Source organism: Flavobacterium sp. GW821-FHT11G01 (assembly GCF_058808175.1).
In genome coordinates this window covers 501,163-525,158 of record NZ_JBXARK010000001.1, presented here as the reverse complement: position 1 = coordinate 525,158, position 23,996 = coordinate 501,163, and the positions used below count along the sequence as shown (strand labels likewise).

Annotated in this window: 23 protein-coding genes; 18 read left to right on the top strand and 5 right to left on the bottom strand. The window is 32.9% G+C overall.

Annotated elements, in window-relative coordinates; genetic code table 11:
* Positions 1-80: 80 nt before the first annotated feature.
* The 3 genes from AC1RRN_RS02310 (at position 81) to AC1RRN_RS02300 (ending at position 2,026) form a co-directional block, all read left to right on the top strand.
* Positions 81-773, top strand: coding sequence for a DUF421 domain-containing protein (locus AC1RRN_RS02310; protein ID WP_492965747.1), 693 nt, complete (start codon positions 81-83; stop codon positions 771-773).
* Positions 774-871: 98 nt separating this feature from the next.
* Complete coding sequence (gene coaD, locus AC1RRN_RS02305; RefSeq protein WP_492965746.1) at positions 872-1,330, top strand: pantetheine-phosphate adenylyltransferase; 459 nt, start codon at positions 872-874, stop codon at positions 1,328-1,330.
* A gap of 117 nt (positions 1,331-1,447) precedes the next feature.
* Positions 1,448-2,026 carry a PhnA domain-containing protein gene (locus tag AC1RRN_RS02300; protein ID WP_310295860.1) on the top strand — a complete coding sequence of 193 codons (579 nt, stop codon included), beginning with the start codon at positions 1,448-1,450 and terminating at the stop codon, positions 2,024-2,026.
* Positions 2,027-2,332: 306 nt separating this feature from the next.
* On the opposite strand, the gene AC1RRN_RS02295 is transcribed toward AC1RRN_RS02300, so the two are convergent.
* Both AC1RRN_RS02295 and AC1RRN_RS02290 read right to left on the bottom strand, forming a co-directional pair.
* Complete coding sequence (locus AC1RRN_RS02295; RefSeq protein ID WP_492965745.1) at positions 2,333-2,782, bottom strand: hypothetical protein; 450 nt, start codon at positions 2,780-2,782, stop codon at positions 2,333-2,335.
* A 347-nt stretch (positions 2,783-3,129) separates the two neighbouring features.
* A complete protein-coding gene (locus AC1RRN_RS02290; RefSeq protein ID WP_492965744.1) occupies positions 3,130-4,479 on the bottom strand; it encodes a DEAD/DEAH box helicase in 1,350 nt (449 codons plus the stop codon).
* Between the two features lie 317 nt (positions 4,480-4,796).
* Here AC1RRN_RS02290 and AC1RRN_RS02285 point away from each other — a divergent pair, with 317 nt between their 5' ends.
* Complete coding sequence (locus AC1RRN_RS02285; RefSeq protein ID WP_492965743.1) at positions 4,797-6,524, top strand: M14 family metallopeptidase; 1,728 nt, start codon at positions 4,797-4,799, stop codon at positions 6,522-6,524.
* 138 nt (positions 6,525-6,662) lie between these two features.
* A complete protein-coding gene (locus AC1RRN_RS02280) occupies positions 6,663-7,700 on the top strand; it encodes a hypothetical protein (protein WP_492965742.1) in 1,038 nt (345 codons plus the stop codon).
* A gap of 170 nt (positions 7,701-7,870) precedes the next feature.
* On the opposite strand, the gene AC1RRN_RS02275 is transcribed toward AC1RRN_RS02280, so the two are convergent.
* Positions 7,871-8,482, bottom strand: coding sequence for an NUDIX hydrolase (locus tag AC1RRN_RS02275; protein WP_492965741.1), 612 nt, complete (start codon positions 8,480-8,482; stop codon positions 7,871-7,873).
* A 7-nt stretch (positions 8,483-8,489) separates the two neighbouring features.
* Between AC1RRN_RS02275 and pyrE the strand changes: the two genes are divergently transcribed.
* Positions 8,490-9,134, top strand: a complete 645-nt coding sequence (gene pyrE / locus AC1RRN_RS02270; RefSeq protein ID WP_089354431.1) for an orotate phosphoribosyltransferase — start codon at positions 8,490-8,492, stop codon at positions 9,132-9,134.
* Between the two features lie 125 nt (positions 9,135-9,259).
* Positions 9,260-9,652, top strand: coding sequence for an SRPBCC family protein (locus AC1RRN_RS02265; protein ID WP_492965739.1), 393 nt, complete (start codon positions 9,260-9,262; stop codon positions 9,650-9,652).
* A 232-nt stretch (positions 9,653-9,884) separates the two neighbouring features.
* Here AC1RRN_RS02265 and AC1RRN_RS02260 read toward each other — a convergent pair whose 3' ends face one another.
* A complete protein-coding gene (locus tag AC1RRN_RS02260) occupies positions 9,885-10,625 on the bottom strand; it encodes a biotin--[acetyl-CoA-carboxylase] ligase (RefSeq protein WP_492965737.1) in 741 nt (246 codons plus the stop codon).
* 93 nt (positions 10,626-10,718) lie between these two features.
* Between AC1RRN_RS02260 and rsfS the strand changes: the two genes are divergently transcribed.
* From rsfS to AC1RRN_RS02225, 7 genes are all read left to right on the top strand, one after another.
* Positions 10,719-11,090, top strand: coding sequence for a ribosome silencing factor (gene rsfS / locus AC1RRN_RS02255; protein WP_007809313.1), 372 nt, complete (start codon positions 10,719-10,721; stop codon positions 11,088-11,090).
* A gap of 15 nt (positions 11,091-11,105) precedes the next feature.
* Positions 11,106-13,031, top strand: a complete 1,926-nt coding sequence (ftsH, locus tag AC1RRN_RS02250; protein ID WP_026982207.1) for an ATP-dependent zinc metalloprotease FtsH — start codon at positions 11,106-11,108, stop codon at positions 13,029-13,031.
* Between the two features lie 113 nt (positions 13,032-13,144).
* The gene (locus AC1RRN_RS02245; protein ID WP_072971202.1) at positions 13,145-13,753 is read left to right on the top strand and encodes a lactate utilization protein B/C; all 609 of its coding nucleotides are present in this window, start codon (positions 13,145-13,147) and stop codon (positions 13,751-13,753) included.
* A gap of 1 nt (position 13,754) precedes the next feature.
* The gene (locus tag AC1RRN_RS02240) at positions 13,755-14,645 is read left to right on the top strand and encodes a phosphatidate cytidylyltransferase (RefSeq protein ID WP_492965735.1); all 891 of its coding nucleotides are present in this window, start codon (positions 13,755-13,757) and stop codon (positions 14,643-14,645) included.
* A complete protein-coding gene (locus tag AC1RRN_RS02235) occupies positions 14,635-15,288 on the top strand; it encodes a phosphatidylserine decarboxylase family protein (protein WP_074657311.1) in 654 nt (217 codons plus the stop codon). The genes AC1RRN_RS02240 and AC1RRN_RS02235 overlap by 11 nt, the downstream gene beginning before the upstream one ends.
* Complete coding sequence (locus tag AC1RRN_RS02230) at positions 15,289-15,558, top strand: acyl-CoA-binding protein (protein WP_492965734.1); 270 nt, start codon at positions 15,289-15,291, stop codon at positions 15,556-15,558.
* An 8-nt stretch (positions 15,559-15,566) separates the two neighbouring features.
* Positions 15,567-16,349, top strand: coding sequence for a superoxide dismutase (locus AC1RRN_RS02225; RefSeq protein WP_492965733.1), 783 nt, complete (start codon positions 15,567-15,569; stop codon positions 16,347-16,349).
* A gap of 55 nt (positions 16,350-16,404) precedes the next feature.
* Here AC1RRN_RS02225 and AC1RRN_RS02220 read toward each other — a convergent pair whose 3' ends face one another.
* Positions 16,405-18,276, bottom strand: coding sequence for an alpha-amylase family glycosyl hydrolase (locus AC1RRN_RS02220; RefSeq protein ID WP_492965731.1), 1,872 nt, complete (start codon positions 18,274-18,276; stop codon positions 16,405-16,407).
* A gap of 349 nt (positions 18,277-18,625) precedes the next feature.
* On the opposite strand from AC1RRN_RS02220, the gene AC1RRN_RS02215 reads away from it, so the two are divergent.
* From AC1RRN_RS02215 to AC1RRN_RS02200, 4 genes are all read left to right on the top strand, one after another.
* The gene (locus AC1RRN_RS02215; protein ID WP_492965729.1) at positions 18,626-20,311 is read left to right on the top strand and encodes an OstA-like protein; all 1,686 of its coding nucleotides are present in this window, start codon (positions 18,626-18,628) and stop codon (positions 20,309-20,311) included.
* Between the two features lie 116 nt (positions 20,312-20,427).
* Positions 20,428-21,627 carry an aspartate aminotransferase family protein gene (locus AC1RRN_RS02210; RefSeq protein WP_492965727.1) on the top strand — a complete coding sequence of 400 codons (1,200 nt, stop codon included), beginning with the start codon at positions 20,428-20,430 and terminating at the stop codon, positions 21,625-21,627.
* A gap of 204 nt (positions 21,628-21,831) precedes the next feature.
* Entirely contained in the window at positions 21,832-23,229 is a 1,398-nt protein-coding gene (locus tag AC1RRN_RS02205) for a tetratricopeptide repeat protein (protein WP_492965726.1), read from the top strand.
* On the top strand, positions 23,229-23,978 hold the full coding sequence (locus AC1RRN_RS02200) for a shikimate dehydrogenase family protein (protein WP_492965724.1): 750 nt from the start codon (positions 23,229-23,231) through the stop codon (positions 23,976-23,978). Before AC1RRN_RS02205 ends, AC1RRN_RS02200 begins: the two co-directional genes overlap by 1 nt.
* The last annotated feature ends 18 nt before the right edge of the window (positions 23,979-23,996 follow it).

Genomic DNA, 23,996 nt, shown 5'->3' with positions numbered 1-23,996 from the left:
TTTTTAAATAAAAACAATTTATCTGGTTTCTAAAAAACCTTTGAACCTTTGCCACTCTGAACCTTTGAACCTCAAAAAAAATGAAAGAAATCTTCGAATGGAATAGATTATTTTACAATGACTTACCGGCAAATTTTGCCTTAGAAGTGGTATTTCGTTCTACTGTAATGTTCATCATTTTATTGCTAACGTTAAAGTTAGCAGGAAAACGAGGTGTCAAACAATTATCAATTTTTGAAACCGTAATTATAATTGCATTAGGTTCTGCAGCTGGAGATCCAATGTTTTATGAAGATGTCGGGATTATTCCTGCTGCAATAGTTTTTACTGTCATTATCATTTTATATCGTTCGGTAACCTGGCTGACAGGAAAAAGCAAAAAATTTGAAGAGTTTATAGAAGGCAAAACTGAATGCCTTATTCAGGATGGTAAATTTTCTGTTTCAACTTTTAAAAAAGAAAGTCTGGCGCAAGACGAATTTTTCTCAGAATTACGTATAAAATCTATCGAACATTTGGGTCAGATAAAACATGCGTTTATAGAAACTAGTGGAGAAATTAGTGTGTTCTTTTATGAAGATAAAGATGTAAAGTACGGTTTACCTATTTTACCCGGCTTATTTAACGACAAAAGTAAACAAATAGTAAACAACGGCATCCATGCCTGCACTTTTTGCGGTCATACAGAAGAACAAAAACCAGGAACTGCAAAATGTAAAGTATGCCAAAAAGACGAATGGGTTCCGGCTATTAAAACGTTGAGGATAACATAAATTAAAATCTTAGAAACTTAGCAACTCAGAACCTTAAAACCTAAAAAAAGCCTTTGCGCCTTTGTGCCTTTGCAGCTTTGAACCTTAAAAAGAAAAAAATGCGAAAAGCCATATTTCCAGGATCATTTGACCCTATTACACTTGGTCACGAAGATATCATCAAAAGAGGAATTTCTCTATTTGACGAAATTGTAATTGCCATTGGCGTCAACGCCGAAAAAAAATACATGTTTTCATTAGAAGAAAGAAAACGTTTTATTGAAGAAACTTTCAAAGACGAACCAAAAATATCCGTTATTACATATGAGGGTTTGACAATAGATTTGGCACATAAAGAAAAAGCACATTTCATATTAAGAGGTTTGCGTAACCCAGCCGATTTTGAATTCGAAAAAGCTATTGCGCACACCAACAGACGTCTTTCTAAAATCGAAACTGTGTTTTTATTGACCGCTGCAAGAACTTCTTATATAAGTTCAAGCATTGTTCGTGATGTATTGCGAAATGGAGGTGAATATGAATTACTCGTTCCGGATGCGGTTAGGGTTAAAAAATAAAAACCAGCAACAATCCGTTTCAACCTGTAAAATCCGTGAGCCAAAAAACACACGAAACATAAACTTGCAAGCGAAAGCAATTATAAGTAATTTCGCATTTTTAAACAAACAGAAATAATGAGCATCGAAAGAGAATTGAACAAACGAAGCGGATCTAAATGTGAACTTTGTGGCGCCGAAGAAAATTTAAAAGTATATCAGGTATTGCCAACCAAAAAAGGCGGACTTGACGAAAGTATATTAGCTTGCAGTACTTGTATTGACCAAATTGAAAATCCGGATAACGTTGATTTAAATCACTGGAGATGTCTTAACGATAGCATGTGGAATGAGAATGTTGCCGTGCAGGTTGTAGCCTGGAGAATGTTAAGCCGTATGCGCGCCGCTGGATGGCCTCAGGAATTATTAGATATGATGTATTTAGACGAAGATACTCTGGCATGGGCGCAAGCAACCGGAGAAGGCGAAGACGATGAAAACAAATTGGTTCACCGTGACAGCAACGGAGTTATATTAGAACATGGAGATTCTGTAGTTTTAATTAAAGACTTAAAAGTAAAAGGTTCAAGCATGGTTGCCAAACAAGGAACTGCTGTACGAAACATTCGTTTAGATCATGAAAATGCTGAATATATTGAAGGAAAAGTAGATGGTCAGCAGATTGTGATTATTACACAGTACGTGAAGAAAATTTAAGTTTGAGGCGCTAAGGTTCTAAGATACTAAGATTCTAAGTTTTTTTTACCGCAAAGTACGCAAAGATTTATGCTAAGTTCGCCAGGTTTTATTTAAAAAGCTTTGCGAACTTTGTGCTTTTACAAAACCTTATATTAAAAAAAACTTTGCGTACTTTGTGGTAAATCAACATAAAGTAAGCAACCTGAAACAAAAAAAGGCTATTCAGTTTTGAATAGCCTTTTTAGTATTATTTACAGTTTCATGACAAAGGTTTAACTTGAAACAAGTAAAACCTGATCCCGAAGCTTCGGGAGAAACTAAAAATTATTTTTGGAATAATTTATTAATCTGATCTTTTACGAATGGCTCAGAAACACTGCTAGTTGCAGAAGAAGCCTCTTTGCTTGAAACCATAAACTGAACTGTAGCTTTCTCAGGAATAACACTTCCTGTGTAATGTAACCAAATATAATTGTTTGGCAATTCTAATTTGATATCATATAACGGACTTGCACCAAAACCATTCATGATAATACTGTAAAGACTTGCGTAATCGTTATTAACGTTTTTAAACGTAAATTTTCTCAAAGCTGAACCATCTTCATCATCGTTTTGAATACTTGTGTAGTATACAGTATATTCATCTCCGATTTTCTGAATGTAGTTGTTATTTACTTTTCCTAACTTCTCAACTGGAACAGTTTCAAGAACTTTAATTTGTGCAAAAGAGACAACGCTAATCAACAAAACGGCAATCGTAATAATTCTTTTCATAATTAATTTGGGGTTTATTATTTACTAGTACAATAAACGCAGAAATTATGATAAAATAAAGTCTTATTGGTTAATTTATTAACAAAAGATTAAGATTGTTGTTTAAAATTGATTCTATTCAGACACAATAACAAATTAAACCACTGAAAATCAATTAATTATTTAGTAAAAATCCGGCTAAAAGAGTAATAAAAACACTTTAAAATATCGATTTTAGAAGCTTAAAAATGCTCTAAAAAAGAAAAAATTTTACTACAAAAATCACTAAAAATCTCTGCTTAGGTTTTAAATTTTATCTCAATTTTACCTCAAAAAAAGCTAAAATGAGATAGCCGAAACAAAAAACCTTACCTTTCCTCTTCTTTCTTCACCACTTTTCTGGCAACTTCAATTTTAAATTTCTTGCCTTTCATTTTTTCATCTTTGATGTTTTTTAGCAAATCTTTTACTTTATTGTATCTTACTGCTGCAAACGAAATGAAATCTTTTACCTCAATTAAACCTAAATCGCCTTTTTCTAATTTTCCTTTTTGAGAAAAGAATCCAACAATATCAATTTTATTCAGTTTTGTTTTCTTTCCACCACTAATATAGATAGTTTGATATTCTGGTGGTTTTGGCAATGTTGTAGTATTTTCAACTTTTAGAACTTCCATTCCGTAGTCGATGTAATCTAATTTTTTTTCACTTTCGTGGATAATAATGTACGCGGTTCCTGAAGCCTGCATACGTGCGGTACGACCGTTACGATGTGTAAACTCATCTTCTTTTAAAGGCAAATGATAATGAATTACGTGTTTCATTTCGGGAATATCTAATCCACGTGCCGCTAAATCTGTTGTGATTAAATAACTCATACTTCCATTTCTAAACTGAATCAAAGCGCGTTCACGCTCGTCCTGATCCATTCCACCATGATAATAGGTAGCGTAGATTCCTTTTTCGTTTAAAGTATCACTAATACGTTCAGCCGCATCTCTGTGATTACAAAATATAATAGCCGATTGTGATTTCAACGAGCAAATTAAATTGAACAAACTTTCCAATTTATCTTTTGCTGGCGAAACCACCATTTTCATCAAAAGATTCGCTTTTTCTTCTTCTTCCGGAATAAAATCTAAAACCGTAGGATTCACAACTCTTGTATATCTCGGAATTTCAATATCTGAAGTTGCTGAAACCAAAACACGTTTGTTCAGTTTCGTTAATTTTCCAATAATATAAGACATTTGCTCGTGGAAGCCCAATTGCAAAGATTTGTCAAATTCATCTAAAATCAATGTCTGGATTTTATCAGTACGGAAAGTATCTCGGTCAATATGATCCGCAATTCTTCCAGGAGTTCCAATTAAAACCGCTGGTGGATTGCTTAAATTCTTAATTTCAGTATCTATAGAATGTCCACCATAACAAATGTTTACTTTATATTTCGTTCCCATTTTCTTCCAAACCTGCTCAATTTGCAAACCTAATTCACGTGAAGGCACCAAAATCAAACATTGAACCGAAAGAATCTCAGGCTGTAATAATTCTAAAATTGGAAGCAAAAAGGCCAATGTTTTTCCTGATCCTGTTGGAGAAAGCAGTAAAACATTGTTGTCATTTAAAATTGCGTCTTGAGCAACTTCTTGCATTTCGTTTAGGCTTTCAATTCCTAAATTCGAAAGTATGTTGTTGGAATGGTGTTTTTTATTCATTTTGCAAAAGTAGGTAAAAAAAGTTGTTTCAGGTTTTTCTTGTTTCAGGTTTCACGTTGATATACTTTGTCTACAATTTAACTTCTACAATTTAACCACAGAGTGCACAAAGGTTTTATACTAGTTTATGTTTAGAATCTGTTGAAAAACACAAAGTTCGCAAAGCTTAGTGATCTTTGTGTTTTTTTATAAACCTTGAGATGCAAAAAACCTTTGTGCACTCTGTGGTTAAATTATAGGCAAAGTATATCAAACCTGAAACAAGAAAAACCTGAAACTAATTTTTTATATTTGATTTCTATTAAAAACCCGAATTCATGAAACTTTTTACCATTTTCATTTCACTTTTTACACTTACCATTTTCGCTCAAAACAATAAAAAATACGATACTTTTTTTGAGAAAGGAAACGGAAATCAATCTGCTTCTTATCAGGAAACTATTGCTTATTTTAAGCTTTTAGCCAATGATTTTCCAACGATTCAAATTAAAGAAATGGGATTAACAGATTCTGGAGAACCTTTGCATATGGTGACTTTTAATCCAGACAAGGAGTTTGATTTTAATAAAATTCAGAAAACAAAAGCGGTTCTTTTTGTCAATAACGGAATCCATGCCGGCGAACCGGATGGAATCGACGCAACAATGCAATTTTATAGAGATTTAGCCATTGGAAAACTAAAAGCACCAAAAAATACTGTTTTGGTTTGTATTCCGATTTATAATATCGGCGGAGCTTTAAATCGAAATTCAACGACAAGAGCCAATCAGGACGGACCGGAAGTTTATGGTTTTAGAGGAAATGCCAGAAATTATGATTTAAATCGTGATTTAATGAAATCTGATACGCGAAATACGAAGAGTTTTGTCGAGATTTTCCAGAAAATTAATGCCGATGTTTTTATTGATAATCATGTAAGCAACGGTTCTGATTATCAATACAAATTAACTTATATTATGACACAGCATAATAAATTAGGAACTGTTTTGGGAGATTACATGAATGATGTAATGATGCCTGCTTTAGTAAAAGATTTACAGCAAAAGAAAATCGAAACAACACCTTACGTAGATTCTTTTAAAGATACGCCTGATAAAGGTTTTGGTCAGTTTGTGGATAGTCCGAGATATACGACGGGTTATACTTCTTTATTCAATACAATTGGATTTGTAGTTGAAACACATATGCTGAAAAAATATGCAGAGCGTGTAAAAATGACTTACGAATACATGAAATCGACTATGGATTTTACGGATGCCAATTATCAAAAAATCAAAGAATTGCGAATTAAGAATCTTGAACAATATCAACCAAAAAAGCCATACACTTTAAAATGGGAACTGGATAGTACAAAAGCTACGACTTTTTCGTTTTTAGGATTTGAAGCCGGTTACAAAAAAAGTGATGCTACAACTGGAAATCGTTTGTACTACGATCGAAGTAAACCGTATAAAAAAGATGTTCCGTATATAAAAGAATTCAAATCACTAAAAGACGTTGTTGTTCCATCTGCTTATATCATTCCGCGTGGCTATTGGAATATTATTGATCTCTTGAAGAACAATAATATTTCGTTTACACAGCTTAAAAACGATACGATTATTGAAGTGGAAAGTTATAAAATTGCTGATTTCAAAACATTTTCAAGTGCTTATGAAGGGCATTATCCACACTATAATACAACCATAAATTCTAAAATGGTAAAAATAGCTTTCGCCAAAGGAGACTATCTCGTTTCAACAAACCAAAAAGGTGTGAAATATTTAGTAGAAGCTTTTGAACCAGAAGGTGTTGATTCCTTTTTTAACTGGAATTTCTTTGATCCTATCTTACAACAAAAAGAACATTATTCCGAATATATTTTTGAAGATACTGCTGCGAAATTGCTAAAAGAGAATCCAGTTTTAAAAGCTGAATTAGAAACTAAAAAACAAAATGACCGCGAATTTGCTAAAAATTCCGAAGCACAGTTAGACTGGATTTACAAACATTCTGTTTATTATGAAAAGGCGCATATGCAATATCCTGTTTATCGATTGCTTTAATTTTAGCCACAAAGTTTACTAAGTTTTTGATTTCTAGTGTGTTGAAAAACACAGAGATCACAAAGTTTAATCTAGACTTGTTTTTTTTAAACCAAATTTGAATAATCTAAAAAACATTTAAAATCATTAATTTGCAATATGGTAAAAAAATACAATGCTCTTCTTGTTTTTGGAATGATAGAAACTATTTTGTTATTAATAGATTTCTTTTTTATACCAAAAAATAGTGCGATTTCATTTTCAATTCTAACGACACTTTTTCTTATCGTTGCACCTATTATTTATTATTTTTTAAGTAGAAAAGAACAAACAGAATTTACTTTTTGGTTTGTTTTTTATTTGGCTTTTAAAACTGCGCCTTATTTATTTCCAATGAAAGGAAATTTCTTTGAAGTTATTTTTGATTGGAAAATTTACTTCAATATCGCATTCCTTTTGTTTTTAATCTGGACATCTGTTCGTTTTATTTTGGACTTTAAAAGAACTATAAAACAAAATAATATAGAAAATCATGACGATTATTCGCTAATAACGAATGCATTGCAAAAATCAATTAAATTTAAAAAATTGGGCAAAATTATCGCATTCGAAATTTGTTCTTTTTATTATTGTTTTATAAAATGGTCAAACAACAAAACTTCTGAAAATCAATATACAGGATTTAAAAATAGTGGCGTAAGTGCCATCTATATTGGATTAATGCTGGCTTCAATTGCTGAAGCCGTAACTGTACACATGCTACTTATTTCAAGAAGCAAAAACGGTGCAATTCTGTTTTTAATATTGCACATTTATGTTTTAATCAATTTAACCGGACAGTTAAAAGCAATTATTTTTAGAAGACATTTTATTACTACTGATAAAATTATAATTCAGTATGGACTTTTTAATTCGCTTGAAATTCCACTTAGCCTAATTGAAAATATCAGCAAATTTGAAGGTGATTACGAAAAAAATAATGAGCTTGTAAAGTTTGCATTCTTAGGCAAATTAGAACCTCATAATGTGAAAATTGAATGCAAAAATAATATTGAAATTAGTTTGCCTTTTGGAATTGTAAAAAATCCTAAATCAGTGTTATTATATATTGATGATGCAAATATTTTTATTACAAAAGTTAACGCGATTCGTAAACTTGAAACCATGAAAAATGAAACAATTATTTACAACGTGTAGCTTTGCGTGAGGGATAGAAGCAATCCGCCGCGGCGGAGCGGATAGCCCGACAGCATTAAGAAAAGGCCCAATGAACGCAATGCTCATTGGGCCTTTTTTTAATGGTGGCACGCCCAAAATAATTTTCTAAGCTGCTAAGTTCTATCTTGATTCTTACTTCTTCTTCTATATTACTCTTCAATCGAAATTTTATTTTCTTCTTCAAAAAGTAGTTTAATATTTTCGTAGGAGTTTTTTAAGGCTTCTTTAATTTGTTCCGGATTTAGCCAGGCAACTTTCTCGATTCCTTCTTCAATTTGACCTTGCGGAGTTCCTTCAAAATCAGAAAACATTTCGAACCAATGCGTGATTTTAAGTTTGTATTTCCCGTTGCGTTTAAAAACGTGATACGTTTTTTGGAGTTTATTTATGATTCGAAGTTGACCAACGCCCGTTTCTTCCTCCACTTCACGCATCGCAGTGTTCTCAATTTCTTCCCCTTTTTCGATTCCGCCTTTTGGTAAATCCCATTTTCCGTTTCTGAAAATGAATAAAACTTCTCCTTTTTTATTGTATACAAAGCCTCCTCCCGCTTTACTAACCGGGATTTTAGCTTTTAGAGTCTTCATAATCTCTCTTTCGTCGGGGTGATATAAGTAGGCCTTTTGAATTTTATTTTGAAAAATTTTCACTATAAGCTGCTCAATATCAATACTCTCCAACAAGAATAATTGAAAATTAGTCTCTCTTGAGATTTCATTTGTCAAAAAAAGTGGTTTGTCGTTCACAAAAACTTTATACATTTGTACTATGATTTTTAATAAAGATACTGCCGAAAAAACAGCCGAATTGCTTTTGCAAATAAATGCAATTAAATTGAATCCAGAAAATCCTTTTACATGGGCTTCTGGATGGAAATCTCCTATTTATTGTGATAATAGGTTAATTCTTTCATTTCCGATCATCCGAAATTATGTTCGTGATGAATTTGCGAAAAACATTGAAAAACAATTTGGAAAACCAGATGTTATTGCCGGTGTTGCCACTGGAGCTATTGGAATTGGAATTCTTGTTGCTGAAAGCCTTGGATTGCCATTTGTATATGTGCGTCCGGAAGCTAAAAAACACGGAAGACAAAACCAGGTTGAAGGTTTTTTACAAAAAGGCCAAAATGTGGTTGTCGTTGAAGATTTAATCAGTACCGGAAACAGCAGTTTGATGGCTGTTGAAGCTCTACGTAATGAAGGTGCTAATATTAAAGGAATGGCAGCGATTTTTACCTACGGTTTTGGTGTTGCCGAAGAAAACTTCAAAAACGCAAATATTGATTTGTACACTTTGAGCAACTACGAAAACTTATTAGAATTAGCTGTTCAGAAACAATATATCACTGAAGAACAGCAATCTACCTTGCAGGAATGGAACGCAATTCCATCAACTTGGGGACAGGATTAATTTTAGATTTTAGATTGTCGATTTTAGATTAGATCTAGCTTTGCGAACTTTGTGTTTATAATAAATTTACAATATAAAAAGAACCTTTGCGCCCTTTGCGGTTAAAAAAAAATAAAAAATAAAATATGAACTTAGAAAGTCCAAAAGTTACTGTTCAGAAATCAGCTCAAGATTTATTTGATCAATTGTCTGATGTAAAGAATTTTGAAAAATTAATGCCGGATAATATCGCTAAATTTGAAGTAATTGGTGAAGATGCTTTTATTTTTGGATTGAAAGGTATGCCGGAAATAAAACTAAAAATGAAGGAAAAAGTAGCACCAAACAAAATTGTTTTGGGAGCCGCAAGTGATAAACTTCCTTTTACTTTGGTTTCAAACATTGATAGTATTTCAGATTCAGAAAGTGCTGTACAATTATTTTTTGAAGGAGAATTCAACGCCATGATGGCTATGATGATCAAAGGACCAATCAGTAAATTCATTGAAACTTTAGCTAACAATATGACTAAATTGTAATTGTAATTATAAATTGTTAGTTGTTAATTCGCTATTTACATAAAAATTTAAAGCCTGATTTTTTTACGATCAGGCTTTTTTTATTGCCAAAGATTTCACAGATTAAAATGCTTTTTTGCACGAAGATTTTATGCAGATTTAAAAAGATATTCTATTTCTTAGCAAGAACTTTGTCTCTTCGCGTCTTCTTAGCAAAACCTTTGAACCTTTGTAACTCTGCCCCTTTGAACCTCTAGTAAAGCATCTGAACTTCCTTAATATCAAACTCCGAAACAGAATCATCTTCAAGCATAATTTGTATTTTACCTACTGAAGAAACGCCCTGGATGATTCCCATAAAATTTTGTCCCGATGCATCAGGATTCAGATTTTTAAAAGGCATTGGAATACCTTTTCGGAATAAAGTATTATAATAATCGCTCCAGAAAATCGCTGAGTTATTTTCCCAGGATTCAATTTTTTTCTTGATTTTTTCGATAATTAAGGCAGGTAAAATTTCTTTGTCAAAAGTATGCCCTGAAATGACTGCCAAAGAAGAAGCATTTGGCAATTCATCAAAATTTGTTTGGTTTACATTGAGCCCTAACCCAAATACTGACACGATCCTGCCATCACTTTTGAGGCTATTTTCGATTAATATGCCACCAATTTTTTTATTGTATGACATAATGTCGTTTGGCCATTTTATACTTAAATCAGGAATATTTAATGATTTTAAAGCCTCAATTACGGATAAGGAAACGATTATGCTTAAATTAAAAACCTTTTCATTATCATAGAGAAAATCCTTGACCAAGGCACTCATAATTAAGTTTTTACCAGATTCTGATTCCCACTTCGCTCCCATTTGCCCCTTGCCTTTTGTCTGATTTTCAGCCGTTACCACAGTAAAATTATCAAGTTCATCCTGACTTGATAATGCTTTAAGAAAGTCGTTTGTCGAATCTATGGCATCGAGTTTGATTAGTTTCATTCAAGTAATTTAAATAACTTAATTTAATATTTTGTTAAGGTTCAAAAATAATCACAAATTTTGGTAACTTTACAAATTCATATAAAATAATTCATGGCGAAAAAGACTATTAATAATGATGTTCTACTGGCGAACATAATCAAGGGGATTGAAGAAGTAAAAGGAAATGATATTGATATTCTTGACTTAAGGGAAATAGACACGGCTGTTTGTGACTATTTTGTTATTTGCAACGGAAGTTCTAACACTCAAGTTAACGCCATTGTAAACTCAATCCAAAAAACAGTATCTAAAGATTTAAAAGATAAACCCTGGCACGTAGAAGGAACCGATAACGCGGAATGGGTTCTAATGGATTATGTGCATATCGTGGTACATGTTTTCCAAAAACACATTCGTGAATACTATAATATCGAAAGCCTTTGGGGTGACGCCAAAATAACTACAATCGAAAACAAATACTAAAGAAAATTTTTTCTAATGGCTAAAGATAATAATCCAAATCCGAGTAAATTTAAAATAAGTCCTTGGTTAATATATACCGCAATACTTCTAGTTTTTTTATTTATAAGTTTTGCAACCGGAGGATCTAACTTAAGCGAACCTGCTCAATTGACTTCTTCTAAATTCAATGTTTTATTAGAAAAAGGACAAATTGAAAAAGTTATCGTTTATAATAAAGCTGAAGCTGAAGTTTATTTAACTGCCGCTGCTCTTAAAGATGCAGCCAATAAAAAAGTAGCTAAAGATATTTTTGACAGAGCAAACAAAGGTCCTCACTATACTTTAGAAATTGGTAATGACCAGATTTTTCAAACTAAATTAGAAAAAGCTGTTGGTGAAGGCAAACTGAAAGATTTTAATTTCTTGCAGAAAAACAATTGGAGTGACATTTTAATCAGTCTGCTTCCAATCATCATTATTATTGGTGTATGGATTTTCATTATGCGTAAAATGTCAGGCGGTGCCGGTGGCGGTGGCGGACAAATTTTCAACATCGGAAAATCAAAAGCTAAATTGTTTGATGAAAAAACAGATATCAAAACAACATTTAAAGATGTTGCTGGTTTAGAAGGTGCAAAAGAAGAAATACAAGAAATTGTAGAATTCCTGAAAAACCCGGAAAAATATACTAATCTTGGAGGTAAAATTCCAAAAGGAGCTTTACTTGTAGGGCCTCCGGGAACTGGTAAAACTTTATTAGCTAAAGCTGTTGCTGGTGAAGCTCAGGTACCTTTCTTCTCATTATCAGGTTCTGATTTCGTGGAGATGTTTGTTGGAGTTGGTGCTTCACGTGTTCGTGACTTATTCAAACAAGCAAAAGAAAAATCTCCTGCTATCATTTTCATTGATGAAATCGATGCTGTTGGTAGAGCAAGAGGAAAAAGCAATATGTCAGGCGGAAATGATGAAAGAGAAAACACTTTGAACCAATTATTGACAGAAATGGATGGTTTTGGTACAAACTCTAACGTAATTGTTTTGGCTGCAACCAATAGAGCTGATGTTCTTGACAAAGCTTTAATGCGTGCCGGGCGTTTTGACAGACAAATTTTTGTTGACTTACCAGACATTCGCGAAAGAGCTGAAATCTTTAAAGTTCACTTGGCTCCTATCAAAAAAATTGAAGGTCTTGATTTAGATTTCTTAGCAAAACAAACTCCAGGTTTCTCTGGTGCTGATATTGCAAACGTTTGTAACGAGGCTGCCTTAATTGCTGCACGTAACAATAAAACTGCAGTTGACAGACAAGATTTCCTTGACGCAGTTGACAGAATCATTGGTGGTCTTGAAAAGAAAAATAAAATCATTACTCCAGAAGAGAAAAGAGCAATTGCAATTCACGAAGCTGGTCACGCAACTGTAAGCTGGATGTTAGAGCATGCTGCTCCACTTATTAAAGTAACAATTGTTCCGCGTGGACAAAGTTTAGGAGCTGCATGGTATTTACCAGAAGAAAGACAAATCGTTAGAACAGATCAAATGTTAGACGAAATGTGTGCAACTATGGGTGGAAGAGCTGCTGAAAAAGTAACTTTTGACCGAATTTCGACTGGTGCATTAAGCGATTTAGAAAAAGTTACACGTCAGGCTCGTGCTATGGTAACGATTTACGGTTTGAATGAAAAAATCGGAAACGTGACATATTATGATTCAAGCGGACAAAGTGAATACAACTTCTCTAAACCGTATTCTGATGAGACTGCAAAAGTTATTGACAAAGAAATTTCAGAATTAATTGAAGGTCAATACCAAAGAGCAATTCAAATTTTAGAAGAGAACAAAGACAAGTTAAATCAGCTTGCTGATATATTGATAGAAAAAGAAGTTATTTTTAAAGATGACTTAGAAACAATTTTCGGAAAACGTACTTTTGACAAAAATCTGGAAGAAGTGGTTTCGTAAATTATTCAGAAATATGTAATATTTTTTAAAATCTTAATTCAAAATAGCCTTTTGAATTAAGATTTTTTTATCTTTGAACGTTTTCAATTAACATGTAAAGTATTTCATATAAAATGAATTTTTTCAAAAAAATATTTGGTTCTAGCGATGCCGCATCTGACGAAGAACATGAAAGCGAATATGGAGGAGGTAATCCAATTCCGAACAGTCATTTATCTATTGACGAGCAATTCATTTTCAATTTTAAGAAAAACGGTGGTAAATTTTTGTATTGTGAAAACAAACAAGAAGTTGCTGAACAATTTGAAAATATTCTAGAAGAAAACGATTGGTTCGAAAATGAAGTTTTATGTTACGAACCAGGTCTTTTTCATTTATTAGAAGAAAACAAACTTATTTATGTTTCACCAAGAGCTCCTAAATTCTTATTAGCTTCTTGTGAAAACCTTATAGCTGATGAAGGTTCTATTTTGTTTTCTTCAAAACAAATCAGACAGGACAAACCAAACGAATTACCAGCAAATATCGTCATTATAGCAACTACAAGCCAGATATTACCAATGAAAAGTGATGGTTTGAGCGCTATTAAACGAAAATACGAAAGAGACTATCCAACTAACATTACCACTATAAAATATTTCGAAAAAGCAAAAGAGGAAGATTTTACACAATACGGAAGCGTTGCAAAAAATCTCTATTTACTGCTTTTAGAAGACCTTTAAGATGAACGAAACACTCAAGAGAACCATTTCTGGTGCTGTTTATATCGCTTTATTATTAACTGCAATTCTGTTTTCTACTGAAAGCTTTATTATTCTTTTTGGTCTTTTCTTAATAATTACAATCTACGAATTTTGCAGTTTAGTCCATCTTAACAAAGTATTTTCCATTCTTTTTGGAATTATCTTATATGGGACAATTCTGTTAATCAGTCATTATAACAAACAGACTACTTCATTTTTAAACACGACATTCAATTCAGACATAATCTTAAACACTAATATTCAACAATTAGATCTTGTGTTACTGGCCGTAACATTAGTAATTTCTATAAAATGTATTTTATTTTTGTTTTATGACAATATTCAAAGTGTTAGCACATCCTCAAAATATTTGTATTTATTAGGATACATTGTATTACCGTTTATATTTATCGTTAAAATTTCTTTCGGTACCAATGATTACAATCCAAAAATTATTCTTGGATTATTCATCTTAATCTGGACCAATGATACTTTTGCTTATTTGGTTGGAAAATCGATGGGAAAACATAAATTATTTGAACGTGTTTCTCCTAAAAAAACTATTGAAGGATTTCTTGGCGGAGTTGTATTTGCCGCTTTTGCCGGTTTTTTAATTTCTAAATTATACATTCAGCCAAAACCAGAATTCAGCAGTAAATCTATTCTAATCTGGACTATAATTGCTTTAATTGTAAGCATTTTTGGTACTATTGGAGATTTGATTGAATCAAAATTTAAAAGAATTGCCGGTGTAAAAGACAGTGGTTCCATAATGCCTGGCCACGGAGGCATCTTAGATCGATTAGATAGTGTTATATTTGTAGCACCAATTATATTTTTATTTTATCAAATTTTATATTATGTTTCATAAAGAGGGAGGCCCATCCATTTTATTAGGTACTGTTTTTGCAGTTGCTGTACTTTTAATTGCTGACAAATTCATTGATATTAGTTGGTTAAGAATTCTTGTGCAAGTTGCCGGGATAGTAGTTTTAATTATTATTCTGCAATTTTTCAGAAATCCAAAAAGAATTGCAATCAGAAACAGCGACCACATTCTGGCTCCGGTTGACGGAAAAGTTGTGGTTATTGAAGAAGTTTATGAAGGTGAATTTTTCAAAGACAAACGTTTACAGGTTTCTATTTTTATGTCACCAATAAACGTGCACGTAACACGTTATGCGATGGACGGAATTATTAAATTCAGTAAATACCATCCAGGTAAGTTTTTAGTTGCATGGCATCCAAAAGCAAGTGAAGAAAACGAGAGAACTACTGTTGTTATTGAAAACGAGACCTTTGGACAGATATTATACAGACAAATTGCTGGTGCTTTAGCGCGTAGAATTGTAAACTATGCACAAGAAGGAATGCAGGTAGTTCAAGGTACTGATGCAGGGTTTATCAAATTTGGTTCAAGAGTAGATTTATTTTTACCTTTAGGTACCCAAATTAATGTAGAATTGAATCAAAAAGCAATTGGTGGAAAAACCATTATCGCTACAAAAGCATAAATGACCGGAAAAGATTTAGATACCCGTTTTTCTGAAGCTGTAGAAACTGCTTTAAAAATGACTCAGTCCTCACTGCCACAAGATGTGCAGCTAAGACTGTATGCTTATTATAAACAGGCTACTTTTGGAACTGCTGTATACAATCAATCTGAGAATTTTGACTTACGCGATGCATTTAAAACAAATGCATGGATGCAGATTAGTCACATATCAATTGACGAGGCAAAGGAAAATTATATTGAAATCATAAATTCTCTAACATCAAAATAAATCACATTATGAAGAAAAACTTAACTCGGTTTAGCATTTTGACTTCATTCTTCGTATTATTTTCTTGTAACGATAGCAATAAATTAACCGAAGTTGTTGAAGTTCCTCTACCAACAAAGGAAGAAAAAATAACGATCGGGTCACCTGATGAAGTAAAGGCTGATCCTGGTTCGTTTGAACTCACCAAATTAGCGTTTCCTTATGATGGATTAGCTCCTGATATTCGTTCTTTAACTTTAGAAACACATTATTCGAAGCATTATTTAACGTATACGAATAATTTAAATAAAGAAATTGTTTCGACAGAGTTTGAAAACATGCCGATTGAAGATATTCTGAAAAAAATGGATCTTAGCAATGCTAAACTTCGTCAAAATGCAGGAGGATATTATAATCATACGATGTATTTTAATCTTTTGACACCAAAAGAGCAAACTCCAAAAGACACTTTAGCAGGTTCTATAAATAAAGAATTTGGTTCTTTTAATAATTTAACGACCCAATTTAAAGGCATGGCTACAAAACAATTTGGATCTGGCTGGGTTTGGTTAGTCGTTGATAGATATGGAAAACTTCAAGTAACCCTTACAGGAGATCAGGACAATCCATTAATGAAAAATGCTTTGATACCCGGAACTCCAATTATGGGAATTGATTTATGGGAACATGCTTATTATCTCGATTATCAAAATAGAAAAGGAAGTTATATTGATGCTTTTTACAAACATGTAAATTGGGAAAAAGTAAACGAAAATTATAAAGAGGCTTTGAAGAAAGTCAAAAAAGTATAAAAATAAAAAAGCTGATACAATGTATCAGCTTTTTTATGTCTACTCTTAACAAATCTTATTTTAATTCATAAATAAACGATTCAGAAGGTGCAATTTTTACTTTTGCAACTCCTTCTCCATTATTTACTTTTAACTGAACTGAATTCTTTTGATAAAGTTGATCTCTTAATTGATACTCTCCATCTTTTAAGTTCCATTTTAAAATAATATCAGAAGGGATTTTTAAATCAAATTCACTTGTTTTTTCAGAAGAAAAATTCACAACAACAATCAGTTTTTGCTTTTCAGACCAACGTACATAAGAATAAATGGATTCATCATAACCTACATTGTTCTGACGATTAACAGATTGAATTTCCTGAAAAGTTCCCATTAAAGCTGAACTATTAATTGAAAAATTCAATAAACGTTTGTAAAAGTCACGTAAATTCTTCTCTGAATCAGAAAGTTTTCCTCCATCAAATTTCCCTTCATTCATCCATCTTTGATGATTTGGAACTCCGATATAATCGAAAATAGAAGTTCTTGAATGTGTTCCAAAACCTGCATTTTCGTTTCCGGCCTCTCCTACTTCCTGTCCAAAATAAACCATTGTTGGCGATGTACTTATTGTTGTAGAAACAACCATCAAAGGCTTTCCACGTTCAGCACTTCCGGCAAATTCAGGACTTGCTAAACGCTGTTCATCATGATTATCTAAAAAATGAAGCATATGGTGTTCAATATCCGACATTCCTTTTTGAATATCTGATAATCCGTCAGGATTTGATTTTCCTTTGATAATATCTTTCAGCTTATCATAAGTTTCCACTTTATCATACAGATAATCCATCTTTCCTAAACGAATATAATTGCGATATTCATTTGGATTGTAAACTTCTGCCAATAAAAAAGCGCTTGGGTTTTTCATTTTAATAGCCGAGTTCATATAACTCCAAAATTCGTACGGAACCATTTCGGCCATGTCATAACGAAAACCGTCAACGCCTTTTGCTGTCCAATACAAAGCAATAGATTTGAATTTCTTCCAGGAATCCGGAACGTTTTTGTCTTGCCAAAAAGCAAAATGTTCCTGATACGATTTTTGATCAAATCCCACCGGAAGTTCTGGAAAATCTTTAGAACCATCTGGACGAATTCCGTAATTTACTTTTACCGTTTCGTACCAGTCATTTTGATCCGGTTTTACTTTTCTTGAGCCATTTCCAGTCCATTTTGCAGGATTTTCATCGAATACGCCATCGATCATAGAATTCTTTTCTCCATTTAATGGAATATCACCATCCGGAATCTCAAAATGGTTTTTCGGTATGTAATAGAAATTATTATCTCTTTTATACTCCACATTTACATCATCATCGGCGCCAAAATCTCTTATATCTTCCGGATTATTTTTACCTTCATATTTTCGGGCAATATGATTGGGTACAATATCAATAATTAACTTCAATCCCGCTTTATGCGTGCGAGTGATGAGAGCTTCAAATTCTTGTAATCTATTAGCTGGATTTACGGCTAAATCAGGATTTACATTGTAATAATCTTTTACTGCATAAGGTGATCCCGCGCGGCCTTTTACCACTTCAGGATCATCATTTGAAATTCCGTAAGCGGTATAATCACGAACCAAAGCATGATGAGGAACACCAGTGTACCAAATGTAGGTTACACCCAAATCTTTAATTTCATGAAGCGCTGTATCTGTAAAATCATTAAATTTTCCGACTCCGTTTTCTTCAATGGTTCCCCACGGTTTGTTTGTTGTATTTTTATTTCCAAATAAACGTGTAAAAACCTGGTACACTACAATTTTCTTTTCTGTAGCAATTTCTTCTTTAGCCGTATTCATTTTTAAATCTTTTGTTTTACATGCCGAAAACAGCAGGGTTACAGCCATTCCTGCAACTATAAATTGTTTATTTATCATATTCTTTTTATAATCTTATCTTTTTGAAGCTTCAGAATTAAAATTACTTCATCGAAAACCATTTTCTAAATTTAGTTTAATTTTTAAAATTCGAATGAAATTCAATTCAATTTGTCTTAAAATGAGTTAGAAATGACTTACTACAACGTGAGAGTTCTGCCTTTTGTTGATAAATTAAAGGTTCAGAGGGACAAAGGTTCAAACAACAAAGGTTTTCTCAAAAATCCAAAATCCTTTTAGCCTTTGTCCCTCTGAACCTTTGTATCTAAAAAAAGAAACAATTATAAATTAATCCTAATATCCATGAAGGTTGTATCCTTTTTCATAAATTTGACAAAAATTTAATCAATTGAAGAAATCACTGTTTTTCATATCTTATTGTTTACTTCTATTAAGTGTTCAGAGCATTTTTGCCCAGGCACCTAAAAAAATTATTGTAGAAAATGCCGATTATTCTGATGTCAATCAAGAATTAATGCCAGACGCACTTTTGCTTACAGGAAATGTAAAAGTAAATCATGACGGTGTGGTCTTAACTTGTAATAAAGCCTATTTTTTCCAGAAAGAAAATTACCTTAAAGCCTTTGGTAATGTACAATTGGTACAAGGCGACACTCTATTCCTAAACAGTAAATATGCCGAATATAATGGGAATTTCAAAAAAGCATTTGCTACCGGAAATGCGGTTATGACTTCACCAGATGCAACTTTAGCCACTGATACCATTAATTTTGATCGTAATGTTCAAGAGGTTTTTTACAACACAAAAGGAACTATCGTCAATAAGGATAATACATTAGTTAGTAAATCCGGCAGGTATTATGTAGCCGAAAAAAAGTTTCAGTTTTTGACAGAAGTAACGCTAACGAATCCTAAATATGTTGTAAAATCAAATCATTTAGATTATTACAGTAATTCTGGGCATACTTATTTACTTGGTCCATCAACTATTACCAGTAAAGCCAATTATATTTATACCGAAAAAGGTTTTTATGACACCAAGAAAAACCTGGCGCATTTTCTTAGAAAATCTTATATAAAATATGATGACAGACGTATTGAAGGCGACAGTTTATATTATAATCGGAATACTGAATTTGCATCGGCAACACGGAATGTAAAAATTACAGACTCTATCAATCGTGGAATTGTAAAAGGCCATTACGCTGAATTATATAAATTGAAAGATTCGATGTTTGTAACCAAAAGAGCTGTCGCTATTAATTTAGTAGAAAACGACTCTGTTTATATTCACGGACAAAAATTAATGGTAACCGGGAAAGAAGGTGAGCGAATTTTAAGAGCTTATAAAAATGTTCGCTTTTTTAAAGTAGACATGAGTGGAAAATGTGATTCGATACATTCTAACTCCAAAACAGCCTTGACCAAACTGATTGGAAATCCGATTTTATGGAATGGCGATAATCAGATTACCGGAGATGTTATGCATTTAATTGGAGATAATACTACCAAAAAATTAGATTCCTTAAAAGTGCTCAATAACACTTTTCTGGTTTCACGGGATACACTCGGTACTGGATTTAATCAGGTAAAAGGGCTTAATTTATTTGGAAAATTTAGAGATGGAAAACTCCATGATGTCGATGTCATCAAAAATACCGAAGTGATTTATTATATGCGGAATGATGCCAATGAACTCATCGGGATTAATAAAAACGTAAGTAGTAAAATCAATCTTATTTTAGAGAATAATGCGGTTGAAACCATTACATTTTATAATAACGTTGACGGCGATATTTATCCAGAAGCCGATTTACCTGAAAATGCCCGAAAATTAAGAGGTTTAGTCTGGCGTGGTGATGAAAGAATAAAATCAAAAGATGATATTTTTACTTTGGAAGAAAATGAAGAAAACGACAAATTAATAAAAGAGGGCAAAGACGAAGAAGCGAAAAATAAGGACGTCCCAATGCAAGTCAGGAAGGAAACGCGTGACTACGATAAAAAGAAACCCGCGGTAAAAGCAAGTGCAACTAAAGCGGATACAACAAAAACTACTAAAGCTAAGAAGTAGTTTTGAGTCGGAGAGGTCGTTTTCAGCGTAGAGCTTTGTGATCTTTGCGGTTAAAAATCATTCGCAGCTTTCAGTTTCCAGTCAACTTGAAACCTGAAACTTTTAAACAAACAACAGTGAATCCAGATTTTATAAAATACCAGGCACAAACATCTCCATATCCTCTTGGAATGGAAGTTTCACATGCCATTGGTTCCTATATTTACGACACTAACGATAAAAAATATTTAGATTTTGTTGCTGGCGTATCTGCCTGCACACTTGGACACCAGCATCCGAGAGTTAATCAAGCCATAAAAGATCAGTTGGATAAATATTCGCATGTTATGGTTTATGGTGAATATTCGCAAAGTCCAGCCGTTCAATACTGCAAATTACTAGCTTCACTCCTACCCGAATCTTTAAACAAAACTTATTTAGTTAATTCAGGTACTGAAGCTATAGAAGGCGCGCTTAAACTGGCTAAACGAACTACAGGCCGAAGTCAGCTTATTTCGTGTCACAATGCTTATCACGGAAACACAATGGGATCGATGAGTGTTATGGGATTTGAAGAACGCAAACAAGCTTTTCGTCCTTTACTTCCAGATGTCGATTTTATCACATTCAATAACGAAGCCGATTTACAAAAAATAACTACCCGAACCGCAGCAATTCTTTTAGAAACCATTCAGGGAGGTGCCGGATTTATTCAGCCTGAAAACAACTTTTTACAGAAAGTCCGTAAACGCTGTGACGAAGTTGGAGCCATGATGATCGTAGACGAAATTCAACCAGGTTTTGGAAGAACCGGAAAACTATTCGGTTTTCAAAATTATGATGTCGTTCCGGATATTGTAGTTATGGGAAAAGGAATGGGAGGCGGAATGCCTGTTGGTGCTTTTACAGCTTCTGCAGAAAAAATGGATCTTTTGACAGAGAATCCGAAATTAGGACATATTACAACTTTTGGTGGTCACCCTGTCATTGCGTCAGCTTGTTTAGCTACTTTGCAGGAATTAACTGAGACTAATTTAATGCAGGAATCCTTAGAGAAAGAAAAACTCTTCAGATCGCTTTTGGTACATCCTTTGATAAAGGAAGTTAGAGGAAAAGGATTAATGCTTGCTGCGATGACAGAAACAGCTGAAATAACCAATCAGGTTATTTTAAATTGTCAGGATAAAGGATTGATTTTATTCTGGTTACTGTTTGAAGGATGCGCTATACGAATAACACCGCCATTGACCATTTCTGAAGAAGAAATAAAAGAAGGTTGTGCCATAATTTTAAGCGTTATGGATGAAATCATGAAAAAGAGCAAAGAGCTTAATTAGAAGCTATCGAAACCAGCTTCTATTAAATAAAAATTAGAATAATAATCAAAATAATCTTTTATATATCAGAAGATTATGACTAAAAACAGAGTGGAAATTCTGTCCATATTGTTAATTAAATTGTTCAAAACAATTAATTTCCTTTCCAACAACAATAATATGGTTGCCTAAATTTATAACAGGCTAATTTCAAATAAAGACAGTATGCAATTAAGCAACGAAGAAGAAGATTATAACCTATCCCTATCCAAATTTGAGTCAATGTTAAAAACTAACAAAGTACTCTTTTTTGATTCTGAAGAATTTGAAGAAATTATTCTTCATTACTTAGACATAGGTAAGGCTAATTTAGCAAAAAAGGCCTTAAAACTCGCATTAGACCAACATCCAAAATCTACAGGCTTAAAATTAGTACAAGTAGAAATGCTGGTCTACGACGACAAACTCGAAATCGCCGAAAAGCTTTTGAACGAGTTGTATGCAATCGAACCTAACAACGAGGAAATTTACATCCAGAAAGCCAATATCTGTTCTAAGAGAGATCAACACGAAAAAGCGGTAGAATTGCTTAAAATTGCCTTGCAATATACTGACGACTACGCTGACGTGTACAACTTGATTGGAATGGAGTATCTGTTTATGGATAACCTTGAGATGGCAAAAGATAGTTTTATCAAATGTCTTGAAGAAGACTTAGAAGATCAATCTGCTTTGTATAACGTGGTGTATTGTTTTGAATTTTTAGATCAAAATCAGGAAGCCATTGTTTATCTGAACGATTATATCAATAAAAATCCATATAGTGAAATCGCCTGGCATCAGCTTGGACGTTTGCATTATGGCGTAAAAGAATATGAAAATGCTATTCGTGCTTTTGATTATGCAACTTTAATCGATGACGAATTTTTAGGTGCTTTCATGGAAAAAGCAAAAGCTTACGAGCGATTGAAAAAGTATAATGAAGCGATCGAAAGCTATAATCGTACAATCGAACTTGACGATGCAACTTCTTATGCTCTTTTACGTATCGGAAAATGTTACGAAAAACTAGGAAATTCAGTAAAAGCGCTTCAATATTATAATCAAACAGTTCATGAAGATCCTCTTTTAGACAAAGGCTGGATTGCGATTACTGATTTTCATGTTCGCCAGAAAAATTTTCAAAAAGCATTATTCTTTGTTAATAAAGCGTTGGCAATAGACAATCAAAATCGTTTGTACTGGAAACGTTATGCAACGATCAACAAACAAATGAACTTTTTTGAAGAAGCTGAATTTGGGTACAGAAAAGCCGTTGAATTTGGTGATTATGCATTAGATACCTGGTTATATTGGGTTGATATTTTACAGTTTTTAGGTGAATTCGAAAGTGCCATCCAAACCTTATTGCAAGCGTCAGAATATTTTCCGGAAGAAAACGAAATCGAATATCGTTTAGCCGGATTGTATTTTATGATTCAGGATAACACAAAAGCAAAATTACATTTAAGTAATGGGTTACGTTTAAACTTTGACAATTACATTTTGATCGAAGATTTATTTCCTGTGGTCTGGACAAAAAAAATGGTTAAAAATTATATTGAAAAACATAGAAAACAATAATGATTGATATTTTAAGAAGGCGTTTTGGCTTATTGGGTCGTAATATAAGTTACTCTTTTTCAAAGGGATATTTTACAGAAAAATTTAGCGATGAAGTTTTTGCAGGCAACAGCTACGAAAATTTTGACATTTCTGAAATCAATCACTTTACTGGGTTGTTGAAAAATAATCCGGATTTAAAGGGTTTAAACGTTACGATCCCATACAAAGAACAAATAATTCCTTATTTAGATAAATTATCAACCAAAGCAAAACTTATTGGTGCTGTTAACACTATTAAGTTTACCAAAAATGGAAAATTAAAAGGATACAACACAGACTATTATGGTTTTAAAAAATCATTAAAACCTTTATTAGAACCTCATCATAAAAAGGCGCTTATTTTAGGAACTGGCGGTGCATCAAAAGGTGTTGCCTTTGCACTTGATGAACTTGATATTCCGTATACTTTTGTATCGAGGGAAGCAAAAGAAAACATAATCGATTACGATTTGATTAATGCCACTACGTTTGACAACTTTCAAATCATAATCAATTGTACGCCAGTCGGAACGAGTCCAAACATTGAAGCTTGTCCTGATTTACCGTACGAATTCTTTACTGATAAACATATTGCATACGATTTAATTTATAATCCTGCAGAAACGCAGTTTATGATAAATGCCAAAAAATACGGAGCAATTACCAAAAACGGTTATGATATGCTTATTTTTCAGGCAGAAAAGGCTTGGAAAATATGGAATAAATAAAAAAATAACTACAAATTA